General features: G+C 73.5%; 18 protein-coding genes and 1 pseudogene. 13 read left to right on the top strand and 6 right to left on the bottom strand.

The features are described 5' to 3' along the window. A pseudogene (locus RIN80_RS12910) lies at nt 1-291 on the bottom strand (hypothetical protein); the annotation flags it as partial. Nucleotides 292-443: 152 nt separating this feature from the next. On the opposite strand from RIN80_RS12910, the gene hmgA reads away from it, so the two are divergent. The 3 genes from hmgA to RIN80_RS12925 all read left to right on the top strand — a co-directional run bounded on the left by hmgA (nt 444) and on the right by RIN80_RS12925 (nt 3,743). After that, on the top strand, nt 444-1,760 hold the full coding sequence (hmgA, locus tag RIN80_RS12915) for a homogentisate 1,2-dioxygenase (protein WP_309095720.1): 1,317 nt from the start codon (nt 444-446) through the stop codon (nt 1,758-1,760). A gap of 26 nt (nt 1,761-1,786) precedes the next feature. Continuing rightward, nucleotides 1,787-2,536: a GntR family transcriptional regulator gene (locus RIN80_RS12920; RefSeq protein ID WP_309095721.1), complete on the top strand. Its 750-nt coding sequence runs from the start codon at nt 1,787-1,789 to the stop codon at nt 2,534-2,536. A 61-nt stretch (nt 2,537-2,597) separates the two neighbouring features. After that, nucleotides 2,598-3,743, top strand: a complete 1,146-nt coding sequence (locus tag RIN80_RS12925) for a type ISP restriction/modification enzyme (RefSeq protein ID WP_309095722.1) — start codon at nt 2,598-2,600, stop codon at nt 3,741-3,743. Nucleotides 3,744-4,104: 361 nt separating this feature from the next. On the opposite strand, the gene RIN80_RS12930 is transcribed toward RIN80_RS12925, so the two are convergent. The 3 genes from RIN80_RS12930 to RIN80_RS12940 all read right to left on the bottom strand — a co-directional run bounded on the left by RIN80_RS12930 (nt 4,105) and on the right by RIN80_RS12940 (nt 5,852). Further along, nucleotides 4,105-4,371, bottom strand: a complete 267-nt coding sequence (locus RIN80_RS12930) for a hypothetical protein (RefSeq protein WP_309095723.1) — start codon at nt 4,369-4,371, stop codon at nt 4,105-4,107. Between the two features lie 126 nt (nt 4,372-4,497). Next, complete coding sequence (locus RIN80_RS12935; RefSeq protein WP_309095724.1) at nt 4,498-5,313, bottom strand: anti-sigma factor; 816 nt, start codon at nt 5,311-5,313, stop codon at nt 4,498-4,500. Then, nucleotides 5,310-5,852: a sigma-70 family RNA polymerase sigma factor gene (locus RIN80_RS12940; protein WP_309095725.1), complete on the bottom strand. Its 543-nt coding sequence runs from the start codon at nt 5,850-5,852 to the stop codon at nt 5,310-5,312. The genes RIN80_RS12935 and RIN80_RS12940 overlap by 4 nt, the downstream gene beginning before the upstream one ends. A 226-nt stretch (nt 5,853-6,078) precedes the next feature. Between RIN80_RS12940 and RIN80_RS12945 the strand changes: the two genes are divergently transcribed. The 4 genes from RIN80_RS12945 (at nt 6,079) to RIN80_RS12960 (ending at nt 12,860) form a co-directional block, all read left to right on the top strand. Next, nucleotides 6,079-7,611 carry a DUF4331 domain-containing protein gene (locus tag RIN80_RS12945; protein WP_309095726.1) on the top strand — a complete coding sequence of 511 codons (1,533 nt, stop codon included), beginning with the start codon at nt 6,079-6,081 and terminating at the stop codon, nt 7,609-7,611. A gap of 113 nt (nt 7,612-7,724) precedes the next feature. Further along, nucleotides 7,725-9,548, top strand: coding sequence for a tetratricopeptide repeat protein (locus RIN80_RS12950; protein WP_309095727.1), 1,824 nt, complete (start codon nt 7,725-7,727; stop codon nt 9,546-9,548). Beyond that, nucleotides 9,545-11,149 carry a nickel transporter gene (locus tag RIN80_RS12955; protein WP_309095728.1) on the top strand — a complete coding sequence of 535 codons (1,605 nt, stop codon included), beginning with the start codon at nt 9,545-9,547 and terminating at the stop codon, nt 11,147-11,149. The genes RIN80_RS12950 and RIN80_RS12955 overlap by 4 nt, the downstream gene beginning before the upstream one ends. Before the next feature lie 79 nt (nt 11,150-11,228). Beyond that, nucleotides 11,229-12,860, top strand: coding sequence for a serine/threonine-protein kinase (locus RIN80_RS12960; RefSeq protein WP_309095729.1), 1,632 nt, complete (start codon nt 11,229-11,231; stop codon nt 12,858-12,860). 4 nt (nt 12,861-12,864) lie between these two features. Here the strand turns inward: RIN80_RS12960 and RIN80_RS12965 are convergent, their stop codons facing one another. Further along, nucleotides 12,865-13,671, bottom strand: a complete 807-nt coding sequence (locus RIN80_RS12965) for an SGNH/GDSL hydrolase family protein (RefSeq protein ID WP_309095730.1) — start codon at nt 13,669-13,671, stop codon at nt 12,865-12,867. 335 nt (nt 13,672-14,006) lie between these two features. Here RIN80_RS12965 and RIN80_RS12970 point away from each other — a divergent pair, with 335 nt between their 5' ends. The 6 genes from RIN80_RS12970 to RIN80_RS12995 all read left to right on the top strand — a co-directional run bounded on the left by RIN80_RS12970 (nt 14,007) and on the right by RIN80_RS12995 (nt 20,260). Further along, nucleotides 14,007-15,212 (top strand): S8 family peptidase, encoded by a 1,206-nt coding sequence (locus RIN80_RS12970; RefSeq protein WP_309095731.1) that lies wholly within the window; start codon nt 14,007-14,009, stop codon nt 15,210-15,212. Between the two features lie 471 nt (nt 15,213-15,683). Continuing rightward, complete coding sequence (locus RIN80_RS12975) at nt 15,684-16,505, top strand: glycosyltransferase family 2 protein (RefSeq protein WP_309095732.1); 822 nt, start codon at nt 15,684-15,686, stop codon at nt 16,503-16,505. Further along, nucleotides 16,502-17,491, top strand: coding sequence for a glycosyltransferase family 2 protein (locus RIN80_RS12980; RefSeq protein WP_309095733.1), 990 nt, complete (start codon nt 16,502-16,504; stop codon nt 17,489-17,491). The genes RIN80_RS12975 and RIN80_RS12980 overlap by 4 nt, the downstream gene beginning before the upstream one ends. Before the next feature lie 22 nt (nt 17,492-17,513). Next, complete coding sequence (locus RIN80_RS12985) at nt 17,514-18,287, top strand: polysaccharide deacetylase family protein (protein WP_309095748.1); 774 nt, start codon at nt 17,514-17,516, stop codon at nt 18,285-18,287. Nucleotides 18,288-18,361: 74 nt separating this feature from the next. Beyond that, entirely contained in the window at nt 18,362-19,456 is a 1,095-nt protein-coding gene (locus RIN80_RS12990) for a DUF5925 domain-containing protein (protein ID WP_309095734.1), read from the top strand. Nucleotides 19,457-19,489: 33 nt separating this feature from the next. Further along, nucleotides 19,490-20,260 (top strand): DUF72 domain-containing protein, encoded by a 771-nt coding sequence (locus RIN80_RS12995; RefSeq protein ID WP_309095735.1) that lies wholly within the window; start codon nt 19,490-19,492, stop codon nt 20,258-20,260. 40 nt (nt 20,261-20,300) lie between these two features. Here RIN80_RS12995 and RIN80_RS13000 read toward each other — a convergent pair whose 3' ends face one another. Beyond that, on the bottom strand, nt 20,301-20,669 hold the full coding sequence (locus RIN80_RS13000; RefSeq protein ID WP_309095736.1) for a GntR family transcriptional regulator: 369 nt from the start codon (nt 20,667-20,669) through the stop codon (nt 20,301-20,303). Nucleotides 20,670-20,736: the final 67 nt, after the last annotated feature.

Consider the following 20,736-nt stretch of genomic DNA (forward strand, 5'->3'; position numbering starts at 1 on the left):
CACCGCCCTTGCCGGCGACCCGGCCGGCGAGAAGCGGAAGTTGCGCACGGTCAGGCGCACGTCCCAGCCGCCGTCCGCGTCGGGCTGCACCTCGACGCCGACGTCGGGGGCGCCGTCGCGCTCCACCTCGCGATAGGGCCGCCCCTCCTTGTCCCGGCCCTCCAGGAGCCTGCCCACCGGTGAGGGCGACGCACCTCCTTCCGGCGCGTCGCTGGAGCCGCAGCCCGCTGATCCGGCCAGGGAGAGGACACAGACCGCGAGCACGGCGAGGGGTCTACGTGTCCACGACATGGCGGGGAGCCTAGAACACACGTCCGGCACGGCGGATCGTCCTCAAGTCGGGTTCGGGTCATCCGCCGAGAGGAGGGCCGCGTCCCTCTTGCGCCGGGGAAAACGCAATCCTACGGTGTTGCATAGGAATCGGACCGCAAGGAGCAGCGAACATGGGCGCGGACGCGCGGAAGACCGCCGAAGGGCTGACCTATCTCTCCGGCTTCGGCAACGAGCACAGCTCCGAGGCCGTCCCGGGCGCACTGCCCGAGGGCCGCAACTCGCCCCAGCGGGCGCCGCTCGGGCTGTACGCGGAACAGCTGAGCGGCACGGCCTTCACCGAGCCGCGGGCGAACAACCGCCGTTCCTGGCTGTACCGGATCCGCCCGTCGGCGGCGCACCCGGCGTTCACCCGGACCCACAACGGCACACTCCGCACGGCCCCCTTCACCCAGACCGTGCCCGACCCCAACCGCCTGCGCTGGAACCCCCTGCCCGATCCGGCACCCGAGACGGACTTCCTCGCGGGCCTGTGGACGCTCGGCGGCAACGGCGACGCCACCCAGCGCACCGGCATCGCCATCCACCTCTACTCCGCCAACGCCTCCATGGAGCGGGTGTTCAGCGACTCCGACGGCGAGCTGCTGATCGTCCCGGAGCGCGGCGGACTGCTGCTGCGCACGGAGTTCGGGCTGCTCCATGTGGAGCCCGGACATGTGGCGCTGATCCCGCGTGGGGTCCGTTTCCGTGTGGAGCTGCTCGACGAGTCCGCCCGCGGTTATGTGTGCGAGAACTACGGCGCGCCCTTCCGGCTGCCCGACCTGGGTCCGATCGGCGCCAACGGCCTCGCCAACCCCCGGGACTTCCAGGCACCGGTCGCCGCCTACGAGGACGTCGAGGGCCCCGTGGAGGTGGTGAACAAGTTCTGCGGCAACCTGTGGACCGCCACCTACGACCACTCCCCGCTCGATGTCGTGGCCTGGCACGGCAACCATGTGCCCTACGTCTACGACCTGCGCCGGTTCAATGTGATCGGCTCCATCACCTACGACCACCCGGACCCGTCGATCTTCACGGTGCTGACCTCCCCGTCGGACACCCCGGGCCTGGCCGGAGTCGACTTCGTGGTGTTCGCGCCGCGCTGGCTCGTGGGCGAGGACACCTTCCGTCCGCCGTACTTCCACCGGAACGTGATGAGCGAGTACATGGGCCTGATCGAGGGCGCCTACGACGCCAAGGCAGAAGGCTTCGTGCCGGGCGGCGGCTCGCTGCACAACATGATGTCGGCGCACGGCCCGGACCGGGAGACCTTCGACCGGGCGAGCGCCGCCGAGCTGAAGCCGCAGAAGATCGACGACGGCCTGGCCTTCATGTTCGAGACCCGCTGGCCGGTGACCCTCACGCCGCACGCGGCCCGGGCCGAGCACCTCCAGCAGCGCTACGACGACGTGTGGCAGGGCCTCCAGCGGCACTTCCGCCCCTTGCACTGATCATTTCCTGACGGTACGGATGGCCCGTGACCTCCTTCGCCCCGGACTCGATCGTCCTGAACCGCAAGCTGCCGCTGTGGTACCAGGTGTCGCAGTCGCTGCGCGCCTCGATCCTCGGCCGCTCGCCCCAGGACCCGCTGCGGCTGCCCACGGAGGAGCAGCTGGCCGGGCACTACGGGGTGAGCGTGCTGACCATGCGGCAGGCGCTGAAGGAGCTGGAGGACGAGGGGCTGATCTCGCGCCACCGGCGGCGGGGCACGTTCATCGAGCCGGACGCGCGCCGGGGAGCGCCGGTGCGGCTGCTCGGCTCGGTGGACGCGATCGTGGCCCAGCAGTCCGGCATGACGACCCGGCTGCTGGACCACGGCACCGCCCCCGTGCCGGGTGAACTCGCCGAGTTCTTCCCGCAGGTGGCGGAGGTGGCGACGTACCACCGGCTGCGCAGCGACGAGAAGACCGGTGAGCCGACCAACCACGCCCGCAACTACGTGCGTCCCGAACTGGCCGCGCGGATCGACCTGGACGATCTGGCCCGGTGGCCGATGACCAAGGTGCTGCGGGACGTGGTGGGGGTGGACATCAGCCGCATCACGGACACGGTCGAGGCGCGGCTGGCCGATCCGGAGACGGCCCGGCTGCTGCACGTGCCCCTGCTGAGCCCGATCCTGCACTACACGGGCGTCACGTACGACGCCGAGGGGCGCCCCTTGGACGTGGCCGTCATCCACTACCGCGGTGACCGGTTCTCCTTCACGGTGACCCTGGAGGCCACCTGAGCGCCGCGGGCCCGCGAGCGGGCTTCCCCGCGCCCCTGGGGAGCCCGGGACACGTCGTACGATGCGGGGCGTGACGCACGACGACGCTCCGCTGCTGGCGGACCTCATGCCGTGGTCCGTCGCACCGCCGCGGCTCGGCCGGGGCTGGCCGGCGGCGCCCGACGCGGCGTCCCTGAAGGCCCGCTGGGACGCCCTGGTGAAGGCCGAGGGCCCCGACCGCGAGGCCCTGTTCGAGCCGAGCCGCTCGCGCACGCTGCACAGCGCGGTCGGTCAGCTGCCCGGCCGGGCGGACAGCGGCACCGAGAAGCTGGTCCGCGCCTCGGGCCCGTGCCCGGAGCCGGTGCGGGTGCTGTACGCGCCCTTCGACGAGCAGTGGCTCATCCCCGACCAGCGGCTGATCGACGCGGCCCGCCCGGAGCTGTGGCGGGTGTCGGACGAGCGGCAGGTCTTCCTGGTGGAAGCGCCGGAGACCCTCCTGGCCACCTCGCTGCTCCCCCTGCTCCGCCCCGGCCGCGTGCGTCCGCTGTTCCGCCGCCCCGGCGGCCTGGAGCCGAACCTGGCCCCGGGTCTGCTGGAGCACCTGTCCGGGCGCCTGGGCGGCACCCCCGCGCCGCTCGACGTCCTGGCCTGGATCACGGCCACGGCCCGCCCCGACCGCACCGTCCCGCTCACCGGGGACGCCGAGGCGTGGGAGCGGGGCCTGGAGCACGGACACCGGCTGCTGTGGCTGATGCGCCGCGACGGTGAGCGCCCGAGACTCCCCGGCGGCCGCCGCCCGTACGTCCGCGCCCCACTGCCGTCCCGGCCCGTGGCCGTGCGCTACGACCGGGACGAGGAGGCCCTGCTGCTGGACGAGGGCCGCATCTCCCCGGTGCCGCCGGAGGCCTGGGACTACGAGGTGGGCGGCGTGCGCGTCCTCGAGCAGTGGTTCGCGGCCCGCGTCACCGCCCCCGAGCCGGGCACGCTGGCGGCGATCCGCCCGGCGACCTGGCCGCAGGTGTGGACGTCGGAACTCCTGGAGCTGATCACGGTCCTGGCCCTGCTGTCCGATCTGCGGCCCCTGGAGGAGTCCTCGGTGCCCGACCCGATCACGGCGGCGGAGCTGCGCGCGGCGGGCGTGCTCCCCGTACCGGCGACGGCCCGCCGCCCCGCCTCGGTCCTGGCCGGCCCGGAGGAAGGCCCCGAGGGGCAGCTGGCGCTGCTCTAGCCCCGGTCGTCCCGCTACCGGGCGACGAACGCGGTGAGGCCGTCCAGGAGCATGGTGCTGCCCTGTTCGGCCAGGCCGCGCTCCGACGTCCATGGGGTCAACTGCCGTGATGGGGTGTGCCGTGTTGCTCGGGGTGTTCGTGCCGCCGGCCGTGCGGCGGTACGCGCACGGCGATCGGTGAGCGGACGGTTCGGACACCGGGGCCGCGCGGAGCCCCCGGTCACTGCCGGGTGGGTCGGGACACCGACCGGGGGCGTACCGCGCTCGGGAACACACCGGGCGCCGCTGCGTGCCGCGGGGATGACGGACGACGAGTGCGCAGCGTGCGCCGGGGGCGGTGCGACCGCCCGAGCGCGGACCCCTACCTGCTGCCGAAGAGCGAACGGCGCAGCCGGCGCAGCGGCGCGAAGAGCGAGACGCGACGCACGCGCGCGCCCCTGCCACTGCGGTCGTGCGGCTGACGCGCGGTCAGTTCACGCATCAACGAGGTGGCCTCGACCGTCTCCCGCTGCGGGACGGCAGGGCCGCCGAGCACCGCGAGGTGGCGGTCGAGGCGCGAACTGGTCGCGCTGCTCCCGCAGGTGATCGCAGGGACCCTGGCCCTGCTGCGCACTGTTATCTGTTCCATGTCACTCCCCACCCGTACGAGTCCACCCGGCCCGGGCAGGTTAACCCTATCGCCCCGTCCCGGCACACGTGTATCGCGGTCACAGGATTCACCTTCCCCATAAGGGGGTTGACGATGTATCCCCGGTCACTCTCCGAATCCGACAGATTTCAGGGCGAGTTGGACGATCGGCTGCGTAGTGGGCCGCGGCGATCCGCCCGCGGGTTCGACGGTCACGGCCAGTGACGTAGCGGAGGTGCCGAGACCCGTCGCGACCAGCGGCGTGTCGCCCTCGAAGAGGCCAAGGGAGCGCGGTTGCGCGCCCGGGCGCATGAGCCACAACTGGTGCACTCGGCCGCCCGGCGGGGCGCCGTATCCGCCGAGGGTGACCACCGCACTCCCCTCCGTGGCGGAAGCGATCACTCCGATCGTGCGGCCGCGCCCGTCGCGTCCACTGCTCGCACGGGCGTCCGGAGCTGCCAGAACGTGGGCGATCTCACGTGACCGGTCGCGCTCGGCGGCCAGTTCGTCCTGGGTCCGGTTCGCCTGCACGGCGAACAGCGAGGCGACCACGAGGGCCGCGGCGGCGGTGGCCGTGGCGAAGGGCACGAACAGCGGCATCCGGGTCCGCGCCCGCTGCCGGGGCGGCGGCTGGGCGCCCCACACGTGCGGCGGCAACTGCGGCGCACGCGCGCGTGCCGTCTCGGGCGTCTCCTGCGGCGCGGGGTCCTGCGGCGTCGTCCGGACGGCGGCCAGCACCCGGTCGCGCAGCGCGGCCGGGGCCGGGGCGGCGGTCGACCAGGCGAGCCGGACGGCGTCCTCGGACAGGGCGCGCACCTCGGCGGCGCAGCGGTCGCAGTTTTTCAGATGCCTCTCGAAGCGGACCCGCTCGGGCGGTTCGAGAGCGTCCAGCGCGTAGGGCGCGGCGAGCGAGTGCAGGTCCTCGCGGCGGAACAGGCTCATGCCACGCCTCCCAGGCACTCGCGCATCCGGGTCAGCCCGTCACGCATCCGCGTCTTGACCGTGCCGAGCGGCAGGGAGAGCTGCTCGGCCACCTCACGGTAGGTGTAGCCCTCGTAGTAGGCGAGGGTGACGGACTGGCGCTGCAGGACCGTGAGCCGGTCCAGGCAGCGGCGCACCCACTCGCGTTCCAGTCCCGCCTCGACCTCCTCGGTGACGTGGTCGAAGGCCGGCTGGCCGGCGCGCAGTGCCTCGCGCTGCTCCCGCTCCCCGGCCGCGCGGGCGCTGCGCACCCGGTCGACGGCGCGACGATGGGCCAGGGTGAGGATCCAGGACATGGCGCTGCCGCGCCCCGGGTCGAACCTCGCGGCGGACCGCCACAGTTCGAGCAGCACCTCCTGAGCCACCTCCTCCGACTGGGCGGGGTCGCGCACCACACGCCGTACGAGCCCGAACACCGGGCCGGACACCAGTCCGTACAGATCCTCGAACGCCCTCTGGTCCCCGCTCGCCACGAGCAGCAGCAGTTCGTCCGCCTCCACTCGGTCCCCCTCTCCGAAGCCGCACCGGGCCTGTCCCCTCACACGAGGCATTCGCAACGCACACACCTCCGGACGGGGTTACGGATCAGCGCGCCGAAAACGCGGGTCGCCGGCGATGAAACAACTTTTCAGGCGCGCCGTAAGAACGTTTGAGATTCGACCAATCCGCTTCGCCGGCCGCTCCGAAGGGTGGGTGTCAGGCAAGTTGGCACGGAGGACGGACGGCATGACACCTATCTCCAGGACCGGTGCGGGACGCGGGAGCATCGCGACCGCGATCTGTGGTGCGCTGGCCGCCGGCGGGCTCGCGGCCGCCGGCGTGACCGCGCTGGAACCTGAGGCGGCCTCCGCCTCCAGTCACCGGGAGGCCCCGCTGATCTCGGGGGCCCCGCAGTACGACAACACGGACGTGTACGCGTTCGTCAGCCCGGACAAGCCGGACACGACGACCATCATCGCCAACTGGATCCCCTTCGAGGAACCGGCCGGCGGCCCCAACTTCTTCACCTTCGCCGAGGACGCGCAGTACGACCTGCGCATCGACAACGACGGGGACGCGCAGGAAGACCTGCTGTTCCGCTACACGTTCGAGACGCACACGAAGAACGACAAGACGTTCCTCTACAACACCGGTCCCGTCGAGAGCCTGGACGATCCGGACCTGAACATCACGCAGACGTACGACCTGGAACTGATCAAGCTGCGCCATCTGAAGGCGGTGTCGAAGACCAAGGTCGCCGACGACGTGCCGGTGGCGCCGTCGAACGTCGGCAAGGCGTCGATGCCGGACTACGCCGCGCTGCGCAAGCAGGCGGTGCACAAGCTCGCCGGGGGCGCGCAGACGTTCGCGGGCCAGGCCGACGACCCGTTCTTCCTGGATCTGCGGGTCTTCGACCTGCTGTACGGCGGGAACCTCTCCGAGGTCGGCAACGACACCCTCAAGGGCTACAACGTCAACTCCATAGCCCTGCAGGTCCCCAACGGCTTCCTGACCGAGTCGCACGACCAGCCGGTCGTCGGCATCTGGTCCACGACCCAGCGCAAGAACGCGCGGGGTTACTTCTCGCAGGTCTCGCGCCTCGGCAACCCGCTGGTGAACGAGGTCGTCAACCCGCTGAAGGACAAGGACAAGTTCAACGCGTCCGCGCCCCGGGACGACGCCCGGTTCCTGAAGAACGTCACCAACCCGGAGCTGCCGAAGCTCATCGAGGCGATCTACAAGATCCCGGCCCCGGACGAGCCGCGCAACGACCTGGTCGACGTCTTCCTCAAGGGTGTCAAGGACCTCAACCAGCCGCCGCACGTGACGCCGTCGGAGCAGCTGCGCCTGAACACGTCCGTCAAGCCGGCCACCGAGCCGAAGCGGCTGGGCGTCCTGGACGGTGACACCGCGGGCTTCCCGAACGGCCGCCGCCTCACCGACGACGTGATCGACGCCTCGCTCCAGGTCGTCGAGGGTGAGCTGCTGGGCGCGAAGAACGACCTGGGTGACGCGGTCGACAAGAACGACAAGGAGTTCGAGGAGTCCTTCCCGTACGTCGCGCTGCCGACGGAGGGCTCTCGCGGTCCGCTCGCCAAGGGCGTGGACGGTGGCAACGACGTCCGCAGCCAGCTGGGCGACGCGCTCCAGCCGGCCGGTGCGCAGGGCTCGGACGACATGCGCCTGATCGCCGCGTCCGCCGGCGCCGGGGCGGGCGGCATCGTCCTGATCGGCGCGGCCCTGATGTGGTGGCGCCGCATGCGGAACCGGGCGTACTGACCGCACCGCCCCGTTCCGCCCCCGACCGGCGCGGCACGTCCCCCGCCCCCCACGGCACGGGCCGCGCCGCCACCTCCCGCATCCCCACCCGCACATCCGACCGAGGAGAGGTCATGCCTCCGCGTACGACCGACAGCACACCGGGCAGGTCCGGCGACCGGCCGCCGTCGCCGGACCCCGAGGCCGGGAACGGCGCACCGGGGCCCTCGGGACGGGCCGGCGGTGCGGCTGCCGTGACGCCGGCTGCGGAGGGGGAGGCGGGGGCCGAGAGGGACGCGGGGACGACCGAGAGGGGCGCGGGGGCAGAGAGTGACGCGGGGACGGAGACGGCCGGGGCAGACCCGGACACCTGCCCCGCCGCGCCGAGTTGTGCTGCCATCGACCAGCCGGACGCCGACACCGACGCCGTCGACACCGAGACCGACACCGACGGCACCGGCCGCACGGACAGCGCTGCCCGCACCCGCCGCACCGATGCCGGCTCGCCTCACACCGAGGACACCGCCGCCACCGACAGCACCGGCACCGGCACCGGCACCGGCACCGGCACCGACGCCAAACGGCGCGTGGCCGTGGTGCGGCGGGCCGCCGACCGGGGGCGGCGCTGGCGGGCCGCTCATCTGGCCGGGTGTGCCGCGCTGCTGGCCGTCGCGCTGACCGGTGGGGCCGTGGCCTTCGGGGGCGGCGGGGGCGAGGGCGGCGGGGTCGCCGCCGTGTCCGCCGCCGGGGCCCTGTCGCCCGGCGATCTCGCCCGGGGCGATCTCGGCGCGGGCATCGCCTCCCTGCAGCGGCACCTGCGCGCACAGCCCCGGGACTTCGGCAGCTGGGCCACCCTCGGCGTCGCCTACGTCGAGCAGGCCCGCACCAAGGGCGACCCCTCGCGCTACCCGCAGGCCGAACGCGCGCTCCAGCGCTCCCTCTCCCTCCGGCCCGGCAACGACCAGGCCCTCGCCGGCCGGGCCGCCCTCGCCGCCGCCCGGCACGACTTCCCCGGTGCCCTGGCCCACGCCGACCGGGCCCTGAAGCAGAACCCCTACAACGAACGCGCTCTGTGCACCCGTATCGACGCGCTCGTCGAACTCGGCCGCTACGACGACGCCGCCGAGGCCGCCGAGATCGCCGACGACCGGCGCCCCGGGGTGCCGGTCTTCACGCGGTACGCGTACGTGCACGAACTGCGAGGCGACGTCCGCACGGCGCGCGAGGTGCTCCAGCGCGCCCTGGACGCCGCGAGCGCTCCCGCCGATGTCGCCTACGTGGCCACCGCACTCGGCCAGCTGGCCTGGAACCAGGGCGCGTACGCGTCGGCCCTCGGCCACTACGCCCGCGCCCTCGCCGCCGACGACGCGTACCTCCCCGCCCTGGAGGGCCGCGCCCGCGCCGAGGCCGCGCGGGGCGACCGGGCCGCCGCCGTACGGGGACTGGAGCAGGTCGTCGCGCGCGCCCCGCTGCCCGGCCCGCTCGTCGCGCTCGGCGAGCTGTACGAGGCCCGCGGCGGCGACGGCGACCGGGCCAGGGCCGGTGACCAGTACGCCCTCGTGGACGCCTGGACGTCCCTCGCCCGGGCGGGCGGTGTCAACGCCGACCTCGACGCGGCCCTGGCCGCCGCCGACCACGGCGACCGCGAGGCGGCCCTGCGCGCCGCCCGCGCCGAGTGGGACCGCCGCCACAGCGTGCACACCGCCGACGCCCTCGCCTGGGCGCTGCACGTCAACGGCCGCGACGAGGAGGCCCTGCCGTACGCCCGCCGGGCCACCGCCACCGGCTACCGCAACGCGGTCTTCCTGTACCACCGCGGGATCATCGAGCGCGCCACCGGGAACGAGCGCGCGGCTCGCGAGCACCTGAAGGCCGCGCTCGGTCTGAACCCCGGCTTCTCGCCCCTCGGCGCGCGCGAGGCCCGGACCGCACTCGACGACCTGGAGGGGAACCGGTGACCGTGCGCCGGCTGTTCGCGTCCGGCGCCGCCGTCCTCACGGCCGCCTGCGCGCTGACCCTGCTGCCCGCCGCCACGGCGAGCGCCCACCCGCTGGGCAACTTCACCGTCAACCGCTACGACGGCCTGGTCGCATCGCCCGGCGAACTGCGGGTCCGGCACGTCGAGGACCTCGCCGAGATCCCGGCGACCCAGGCGAAGCCGGACATCGAGCGCCTCGGCATGGCGACGTGGGCCCGCGAGCGGTGCGCCACGGCCGCCGAGGACAGCCGCGTCACCGTCGACGGCCGCGCGGTCGCCCTGACCGCCGAGCGCAGCCACGCGCGCGTGCGGCCCGGTCAGGCGGGGCTCGACACCCTCCGGGTGGAGTGCGCGCTGACCGCTCCCCTCCCCGGGGACCGGGAGTCCGTGTCGCTGGGTTTCCGCGGCGCGGGCGCCTCGTCCGGGCCGGGCTGGCGGGAGATCACGGCCCGCGGCGACCGTGTGACGCTCGCCGCGTCGGACGTGCCGGAGACGTCGGTCTCGGGCGAACTGACCCGCTATCCCGAGGAGTTGCTGTCCTCCCCGGCCGACACGGCCGCCGCCGCGCTGCGGGTCCGCCCGGGCGGACCCGCCCTGGCCGACGAGGAGCCGGACGCCCCCGCCGCCTCGGTGCTGCCGCGCGGCGCCGACCGCTGGACGCGCGCGCTGGACGAACTGGTCGCCCGGCACGACCTCACCACGGGCTTCGCCGCGCTCGCCCTCGGCATCGCCGTGGTCCTCGGCGCGATGCACGCGCTCGCCCCGGGCCACGGCAAGACCATCATGGCCGCGACGGCTGCGGCCCGGGGCGGCCGGGCCCGGATGAAGGACGTCTGGCCCATGGCCGCCTCGGTGACGGTCACCCACACCCTCGGCGTGGTCGCCCTGGGCCTCCTCGTCACGGCGGGCTCGGCGGCGGCCCCGTCGGTGATCGCCTGGCTCGGCGTCGCCAGCGGCATCCTGGTGACCCTGGCCGGCGCGAGCCTCCTCCGCCGCGCCCTGCGCAACCGCACGCACACCCACGCGCACGCCCCGGGCCACGGGCACGAGCACGAGCACGAGCACGACGATCACCATCACGACGAGGCCCACGAGCACGGCCACGACCACCACCACGACCACCCCCACCCGCACGACCACCCCGACCCGCACGGCCACCCCCACCCGCACGGCCACCCCCACCCCCACACGGTCGAGCACACCCACGGCGGGGTCACCCACAGCCACCCCGTCGCCCCCTCCCTGCGCGGCACGATCCTCATGGGCTTCGCGGGCGGGCTCGTGCCCAGCCCTTCGGCCGTGGTGGTGCTGGTCGGTGCCGCCGCGCTCGGGCAGGCCTGGTTCGGCCTGCTGCTCGTCGTGGCCTACGGCGTGGGCCTGGCCCTCACCCTCACGGCCGCCGGGTACGCCGTCGTCAAGGCCGGCAACGGCATGACCCGGCTCCTGGACCGGCGCCCCCGCCGGACGGCGGGTCCGCTGGCGGCCCTGGTGCGCCGGACCGCCCCGCTGGGCTCGGCCTTCGCCGTCGTCGTCCTCGGCGCCGGACTCGTGTTCAAGGGGGCGGCATCCGCGCTGGGCTGAGTTACGTTCGTGAGGGAATCCGACGTCCTGGGGAATACGGGCCTCAGACAGATTCCGCCCGGCTGCGAATGGGGGCGCCGTGTCCGAAGAACCGGGCCATGAGCGGGTGATCGCGGGCCGCTACCGGCTCCTGGCACCGCTCGGCGAGGGCGGCATGGGCACGGTCTGGCGCGCCCGCGACGCGTTGCTGCACCGCGAGGTGGCCGTCAAGGAGGTGCGCGCCCCGGCCGGGCTCGGGGGCGACGACGTCCAGCGAATGTACGCCCGGCTGGAGCGGGAGGCGTGGGCGGCGGCCCGGGTCACCAACCGGAACGTGGTCACGGTGTACGACGTGGCGACGGACGAGGGCCGGCCCTGGGTCGTCATGGAGCTGGTCCGCGGCCTGTCCCTGGCCGAGGTCCTGGACGCCGAGGGACCGCTGTCACCGCAGCGGGCCGCGCACATCGGCGCCGAGGTGCTGGCCGCGCTGCGGGCCGCGCACGAGGCCGGGGTGCTGCACCGGGACGTGAAGCCGGCCAACGTGCTGATCGCCAACGACGGCCGGATCGTGCTCACCGACTTCGGCATCGCCATGGTGGAGGGCAGCTCCGCGCTGACCATGACCGGGGAGGTGATCGGCTCGCCCGAGTTCCTCGCCCCGGAGCGCGCGCTCGGGCGCACGCCGGGCCCCGAGTCCGATCTGTGGTCGCTCGGCGTGCTGCTGTACGCGGCGGTGGAGGGCCACTCCCCCTTCCGCCACGACACGCCCCTGAGCACGCTGCGCGCGATCGTGGACGAGGAGTTGCCGCCGCCGTACCGGGCCGGGCCGCTGGCTCCGGTGATCGAGGGGCTGTTGCGCAAGGAGCCGGAGCAGCGGCTGCCGGCCGAGCGGGCCGAGCAGGAGCTGCGGGTGATCGGCGCGGGCGGCTCACCCCGCGCGGACACCGTTCGGGCGGTCCCGTACCCGCCGGCCGCGGCAGCCCGCACCGAGCCCTCCCCGACCCCGCCGATGGCCTTCCCCGGACAGCCGGCGGCCACGGACCCGGGCGGGACGGCGCCGGTCGCCCGGCAGGAGCGCGACCGGCGGGCGGGCCGGGTGCTGGTCGCGGGCGTGGTCGCGCTGGCGCTCGCGGTGGGCGGGCTGACCTACGCGCTGCTGAACGACGGGGGCGGGGACGGCGACCGGGGCGCGGAGGCGAGCACGCCCGCCGGGACGAAGGACCCGCCGCGGAACACGGGGAGCGGGAAGTCCAGTCCTTCGCCGACGCCGACGCCGAGCGAGAGCGAGCGGAGCAGTCCGCCGCCGCAGTCGGTGCGGGTCGCGCTGGAGGGGTCGCGCACGCACTACACGGGCCCGTGCCCGCCGCCGGGCGCGCGGGCGCCGAGGTTCACGGCGACGCTCACGGTGGGGCGGCTGCCGGCCGAGGTGCGCTACCGCTGGGTGACGCGGGACGGCTCGGTGCTGGACGGGGGCTGGAAGACGGCGTCGTTCCCCGAGGGCGGCGGCCGGACGAAGCAGGACGCCGTGACGGTCACGACCGAGGCGCGGTCCGGCACGTTCGAGAACGAGATCGCCGTCGAGGTGCGGGAGCCGGTGCGGACGACGTCCGAGTCGGTGCCGTTCTCGATCACGTGCGAGACGGAGACCCCGACGGGCGGGGCCTCCCCTTCTCCTTCGGACACGGAGCCGGACACGGAGGAGGACCCGGACGGCGGGTCCGGGTCCTCCTGAGCGGTCAGTCGTTGGCGGTGAGCACGGGCAGGTAGCCGCCCGACTGGCCGGGGGCCTTCGGGTGGTAGGACTCGCCGATGTTCAGCCAGTTGACGCTGTGCAGCCAGGAGTCGCCGGAGCAGATCTCGTGGCCGGTGAAGGTGGAGCGGACGTCGCCGAAGACGAAGCCGTGGCTCGCGGCGCGCTTGCCGATCGCGGTGTTCAGGTGGTCGGAGGCGTCGTTGATGGCCTTGCGCTTGGCCTCGGACAACCCGAGGCACGTGGTGCCGAGCTGGTAGAAGCGGGGGTAGCCGAGCACGACGACCCGGGCGCTCGGCGCCTTGGAGCGGATCGCCGAGTACACGCTGTCGAGCTTGCCGGGCAGCGTGGAGTCGACGTACGCGCGGGCGGTGTTGATGCGGGACAGGCAGGCACTGTCGGACTGGGTCACACAGGTCGTCATGACGTCGGCGAACCCGGCGTCGTTGCCGCCGACGCTGACGGAGACGAGGGCGGTGGCGCTGGAGAGCGGGCCGAGCTGTCCGGAGAGAACATCACCCGTTCGGGCGCCGGAACAGGCCGTGAAATCGAAGGTGGAGGGTGAGTGGGCGGCGGCCCAGAGGTACGGGTAGGCCTTCGTGCTGCGCTTGCAGTCGCCGCTGGAGCTGATGTAGCTGCCGGCTCCGACTCCGGATGAATAGGAGTCACCGAGGGCCACATAGCCGCCGGTTGGGGCGAGTGAGGACGCCTGCGCCGTGGCTGCCCCGGTGAGGGCGGTGCCGACGGCGAGGAGGAGCGAGCTCACGAGGACGACAAATCGGGAACGTCTCATGGAACCTCCCTTTAGCAGGATCTCTGCCTCAACCGTCGTAGCAGCTACGCGTGTTGACAGGAAGTGTCCATGCCAAGTCTGGCGGCCTTTTTCACCGCACGTGGCGCGTTCACCCCGCCTGGTGTCCGGTATCCGACCTCGCCTGTTGCGTGCTCATGACAGATTTGTTGACGACCGCTCAACACCCTTGTTCTGCACCGGTAGATGGTCGACGCTTTACTCCGGCCGGGAGCGGAACGCGACGCTCCCCCGGCCGTGTGCGCGAGCACGCGCACTCCCCCACATGACGCGCGCCCCACCCAGGCGCGCGCCGCCTAGAGGAGGACTCCCTCGTAATGGCACAACTGCGTAGCAAGAGACTCGGACTCGCCGCGATCACCCTGTCGGCGACCGCCGCCCTCGTCGGCGGCCTCACCGCCCTCCCCGCCCAGGCCGCCCCCGCCGAGGGCCGGGTGCTCGCCGCGGACTCCCCGGCCGCGATCAAGGACAGCTACATCGTCACGCTCAAGAAGAGCGCCGGCCTGAAGGCGTCCTCGGCCGCGGGCAAGGGCCTCGTCAAGGAGTACGGCGGTACGGTCGAGAGGACGTTCGGCACGGCCCTGAACGGCTACTCCGCCGAGCTCTCCGCCACCGAGGCCCGGCGGCTGGCCGCCGACCCGGCGGTGGCCTCCGTCGAGCAGAACCAGCGCGTCACGCTCGCCGCCACCCAGACCAACGCCCCCTGGGGCCTGGACCGCATCGACCAGGCCTCGCTCCCGCTCTCCGGCACCTACACCTACCCGGACAGCGCCGGCAGCGGCGTGACGGTCTATGTGATCGACACCGGTGTGCGCATCACCCACCAGCAGATCAGCGGCCGTGCGGCCCACGGCTACGACGCCGTCGACGGCGACACCAACGCCTCCGACGGCAACGGCCACGGCACCCATGTGGCCACCACGATCGCGGGCTCGACCTACGGCGTCGCCAAGAAGGCGAAGATCGTGGGCGTGCGCGTGCTGAACAACAGCGGCTCCGGCACCACCGCCGGCGTGATCGCGGGCATCGACTGGGTGACGCGGAACCACTCGGGCCCCTCGGTCGCCAACATGTCGCTCGGCGGCGGCGCCTCCACCAGCCTCGACACGGCCGTCCGCAACTCCATAGCCAGCGGCGTCACCTACGCCGTCGCCGCGGGCAACAGCAGCACCACCGCCTCCTCGTCCTCCCCGGCCCGGGTCGCCGAGGCGATCACGGTGGGCGCCACCACCAGCACGGACGCCAAGGCCAGCTACTCCAACTACGGCTCGGCCCTGGACATCTTCGCGCCCGGCTCGTCCATCACGGCCGGCTGGCACACCAGCGACACCGCCACCAACACCATCTCCGGCACCTCGATGGCGACCCCGCACGTGGCGGGCGCGGCGGCGGTCTACCTGGCCGGCCACACCGCCTCCACCCCGGCCCAGGTCGCCTCGGCCCTGGTGGGCGGCGCCGTCACCGGCAAGGTCACGAGCGCGGGCTCGGGTTCGCCGAACCGGCTGCTGCAGCTCGTCCCGTAAGCACGAACGTCTGAACGACCGTTCCCCGGCAGGCATGACGCGCCTGTCGGGGAACGGTCGTTCGTGGAGCGGGAACCTGTCAACTTGCGCCCCACGACGCACCTCCCGCAACGACCAAACCATCAAAAACGTGAGAGGCCGTTCCAGGTCTTGCCATACGGGTTCAATCGTCAATACCGTCATACATCTCACCCGCATCGGTCCGTCAGTACGCGGCTCTAGGGGAGGGCTCAAGGACCGCGACGTACCGGCGCGGGGCGCGGTAGGGGGGTGCCGTGCTCGGTGACCGCAAGGGCTCCGGGCCGTGCCGCGCGGTCGGCTGCCGTTTTCCGGGGCCGGCCAGCTTTGCCAGCTCACCCGGCGTGCCGAAGCTCCATGTCGGCGTGCCCCGGGTGAGAACCCCCCTTTCGAACCGGACTGGATCCGGACTGCCCTGGGGGGGCGGTCCACCGGACGAGAGGGACCAGACTCATGAGCTCAGTTCTGCAGCCGGCCGTGACGGAAGAGCATCCGCCGACCGCAGCCAAGTACCGGCCCGTCTCCTCGCACCTGGCGATAGCCCCGCCCGTGAGCGTGGTCATCCCGGCCATGAACGAGGCGGAGAACCTTCCGTACGTCTTCAAGACCCTGCCCGACTGGATCCACGAGGTGGTCCTGGTCGACGGCAACTCCACCGACGACACCGTCGAGGTGGCCCGCGAGCTGTGGCCCGAGGTCAAGGTCGTCGAGCAGCGCGGCAAGGGCAAGGGCGACGCCCTGATCACCGGGTTCCAGGCATGCACCGGCGACATCATCGTGATGGTCGACGCGGACGGCTCGGCCGACGGCGGCGAGATCCTCTCCTACGTCTCCGCCCTGGTCTCGGGCGCCGACTTCGCCAAGGGCTCCCGCTTCGCCAACGGCGGCGGCACCGACGACATGACCTTCATCCGCAAGATGGGCAACTGGGCGCTGTGCACGGTCGTCAACCGCAAGTTCGGCGCCCGCTACACCGACCTGTGCTACGGCTACAACGCCTTCTGGCGGCACTGCCTCGACAAGATCGACCTGGACTGCACCGGCTTCGAGGTCGAGACCCTGATGAACATCCGGGTGGTCAAGGCCGGCCTCAAGGTGCAGGAGATCCCGAGCCACGAGTACCTGCGCATCCACGGCACCAGCAACCTGCGGGCCGTGCGCGACGGGCTGCGGGTGCTCAGGGTGATCCTCAAGGAGCGCTCCAACCGCCGGGCGCTGCGCCGCCGTTCGGCACCGTCGCCGATGCTCGACGCCGTCCGGGGAGAGGTGCGTTGAGCGGTCCCGACGTCTCCGTCGTGATCTGCGCCTACACCGAGGACCGCTGGGAGGACATCCTCGCGGCGGTCTCCTCGGTGCGGGCGCAGTCCCGGCCGGCCCTGGAGACGCTGCTGGTCGTCGACCACAACCAGGCCCTGCTGGACCGGCTCGGCAAGGAGTACAAGGAAGCCGACGAGGTGCGGGTGCTCGCCAACGCGGGCCCCCGCGGCCTGTCCGCCGGCCGCAACACCGGCATTGCCGCCGCGCGCGGCGAGATCGTGGCGTTCCTCGACGACGACGCCGTGGCCGAGCGCGACTGGCTGCGGTACTTCGCCGAGGCGTACGAGGACCCCCGGGTGCTGGCGGTCGGCGGGCGCACGGTGCCGGTCTGGGCGTCGGGGCGGCGCCCCGGCTGGTTCCCGGAGGAGTTCGACTGGGTGGTGGGCTGCACCTACCGGGGCCTGCCGCGCGGCCGGGTCCGGGTGCGCAACGTGCTGGGCGGCAACGCCTCGTTCCGGCGCAGCGCCTTCGACACGGCGGGCGGCTTCGCCACCGGCATCGGCAGGGACGGCGACAAACGCCCGCTGGGCTGCGAGGAGACGGAACTGTGCATCCGGCTCAGCCGCGCCCGGCCCGACGCGGTGCTGCTGATCGACGACCGGGCCGTCATCCACCACCGGGTGCCCGAGGTGCGCGAGCGCTTCCGCTACTTCCGCACGCGCACCTACGCCGAGGGCCTGTCCAAGGCCCTGGTGGCCCGGAGCGTCGGCGCGGACAAGGGCCTGGAGTCCGAACGCCGGTACGCCACCCGGGTGCTGCCGGCCGGGGTCGCCCGGGGGCTGCGGGACGCCCTGCTGGGCAGGCCCGGGGGCGCGGGACGGGCGGGCGCGGTCGTGGCCGGGGCGCTGACGGCGGCGGGCGGCTACGTCGTCGGCAGCGTCCGGGCACGCCGCGGCGGCACCACCTTCCAGGTGCCCGCCGTGGAGGTGACGGCCCGTGAGTGACGACACCCGCGTACCGATCCTCATGTACCACGCGGTCGCCACCGACCCGAACGAGGCGACCCGTGCCCTGTCCGTGACCCCGCAGGCGTTCGCCGGGCAGATGGCGGTGCTCGCGGACCGGGGCATGACCCCGCTGACCACGGCCGATCTCGCGGCCCGCTGGCGCGCCGGCCGCCCGCTGCCCGACCGGCCGGTCCTCATCACCTTCGACGACGGCTACGAGGGCGTGCACCGGCACGCCCTGCCCGCCCTGGTCGAGCACGGCTTCCCGGCCACCCTGTTCGTCTCGACCGGGTGGCTGAGGGGCCCGTACGACACCGGCGGCGGTCTGGACACCATGCTCGACTGGGACCAGGTCCGCGAGCTCACGGCGGCGGGCGTCGAGATCGGCGGGCACAGCCACAGCCACCCGCAGCTCGACCAGGTCTCCGACGCCACCCTGCGGTTCGAGCTGATCCACTGCAAGGAGATCGTCTCGGACCAACTGGGGACCGTACCGGCCTCGTTCGCCTACCCGTACGGCTACTCCAGCCGGCGGGTACGGCAGGCGGTGCGCGAGACGGGCTACGCCCAGGCCCTCGCCGTCGGCAACGGTCTCGCGCGCCGGGCGCAGGGGCCGTACGCCCTGCGGCGCGTGACGGTGCGCCGCAGCACGGGCATCGCGGAGTTCGAACGGCTGGTCGAGGGCCGCGCGATCGCCCGTACGTTCGCCGGCGACCGGGCCCTGACGAAGGGGTACGCCCTGGTCCGCAGGGCCCGGCAGGCCCGCCGGCTCCTCGCGCGCTCCGGCGGCTGACCTGCGCCCGGCGACATGCCGCGGGCACCCGGAAACCGGGTGCACGCGGCGCGCCCGTGCCGGATCATGTCGGCATGCCTGACAACCCGCACGAGGCGCTGCCGATCCGGCTCACCGTCGACGACTCCGACTCCCCGTCCGACGTCGTCGACGCGCTGTTCCTCGGCCGCTTCGCCACGGGCGAGCAGCCGTACTCCCACGCGGCGAACATCGACCGCGTCCGCTCCGGCGCGACGCTGATGCCGTCCGGCGCCCGGGTGCTGCGCGCCGCCCGGGACGACGACCGCAGCGCCACGCTGGCGGAGGGCGACGGCTGGACACTGCTGGTCTCCCGCTGGAACCGGGGCGCCGACGTCACGGTGACGGCGACCAGCGCGGAGCTGGCCCAGAAGATCCTCGACCAGGCCACGGACGGCGCGGCGGACGAGCCCGAACCGCAGCCGGAGAACGTCACGATGGGCTTCTGGTACGTCTCCCCGCGCCGCGGACCGCACCGCACGACCCGCCAGATCGCGGCGGGCACCTGGGACGAGGTCCGGCCCAACTACACCGCGCCGGTGGCGGACGCGATGGACCGGCTGATGAAGACCACCCCGGAGGACATCGCGGGCCGGCTGCTGTTGCTGCACGGCCCGCCGGGCACCGGCAAGACGTCGGCGCTGCGCACGCTCGCCCGGTCCTGGCGCGACTGGTGCCAGGTCGACTGCGTCCTGGACCCCGAGCGGCTCTTCAGCGACGTCGGCTACCTCATGGACATCGCCATCGGCGAGGAGGACGCGACGGGCAAGGGCCGCTGGCGGCTGCTGCTCCTGGAGGACTGCGACGAGCTGATCCGCGGCGAGGCCAAGCACACGGCGGGCCAGGCCCTGTCGCGGCTGCTGAACCTGACCGACGGTCTGCTCGGTCAGGGCCGCAACGTCCTGGTCGGCGTCACCACCAACGAGGACCTGGAACGCCTGCACCCCGCGGTCGTCCGCCCCGGCCGGTGTCTCGCCCGGATCGAGGTGGGCCCGCTGACCCGCGCGGAGGCGGTGGGCTGGCTCGGCCGCGAGGACGGCGTCGGCCGCGAGGGCGCGACGCTGGCGGAGCTGTACGCGCTGCGCCGGGGCACCTCCCCGACGTCGCTGCCCGAGCCGCGCGGGAACGTCGACGCGGGCCTGTACCTGTAGGAGGTCCGCGCCCGCCGGTGTTTTGATGGGGCTATGACCCTGTTCGTCGGCACGTCCGGTTGGCAGTACAAGGACTGGCGGGACGTCCTGTATCCGTCCGGGCTGCCGATGCGGCTCTGGCTGGAGGAGTACGCGGGGCACTTCGCCACCGTCGAGATCAACAACGCCTTCTACCGGCTGCCGTCCCGGGAGACCTTCGAGGACTGGCGCGGCCGGGTGCCGCCGGACTTCGTCGTGGCGGTCAAGGCCAGCCGCTATCTGACCCACATCAAGCGGCTCAAGGAGCCCGAGGAGCCGGTGCACCGGCTGATGACCCACGCGGCGGGCCTCGGCGACCGGCTGGGCCCGGTCCTCTTGCAGCTCCCGCCCACCCTGCGCGCCGACCCCGGTCTGCTCGACGCCTGCCTGGCCCGCTTCCCGGCCTCGACCCGGGTCGCGGTCGAGCCCCGTCACGACTCCTGGTGGACGCCGCAGGTCCGCGCGGTCCTGGAGGCCCGGCGCGCCGCCCTGTGCTGGGCCGACGTGCTGGCCCGCCCCGCGACGCCGCTGTGGCGCACGGCCGACTGGGGCTACGTCCGCTTCCACCAGGGCCGGGCCCACCCGTGGCCCCGCTACGGCCGCCGCTCCCTCGCCACCTGGCTCGACCGCATCGCCACCACCTGGCCGGACGGCGAGGACGTCTACGCGTACTTCAACAACGACCCCGGTGGCGCGGCCGTGGTGGACGCGATGGCGTTCGCGCGGACGGGGAGGGCGGCGGGCCTGGAGATCACCCGCACGCCGGAACACCTGGTCCGTACGTGAGGGACGCGCGGCGTCCGTAGGTGAGCGGCGCGCGGCGCGGTCATTGCCCGTAGGCCGCCCGCAGGGCGTCCCGGACCGCGGCGAGCGCCTCGTCCTCCCCCTGCCCCAGCCGGCGGGCCCGTTCCACGTACGCCTGGGCGGCGGCCGCCAGCTCCCGCTCCGCCGCCGCGCCGGCGGCGGCCACGAACGTGCCGTTGCGACCCCGCGTCTCGATCACCCCGTCCGCCTCCAGCGCGCGGTACGCCTTCGCGACCGTGTTCGCCGCGAGGCCCAGCGACTCGGCCAGCCCCCGCACGGTCGGCAGCCGGTATCCCACCGGCAGTTCGCCCGACCGCGCCTGCTCGGAGATCCGCGCCCGCACCTGCTCGTACGGCGGGGCGCTGTCGTCGATGTCGATCTTCAGGGTCACAGGGCCGATTGTCCCGCACGGGACGGAAAATGAAAGGCACCCGGGGCTCCCCCCGACGTAACGTGCG

The organism is Streptomyces sp. (assembly GCF_031181705.1).
Classification (GTDB): domain Bacteria; phylum Actinomycetota; class Actinomycetes; order Streptomycetales; family Streptomycetaceae; genus Streptomyces.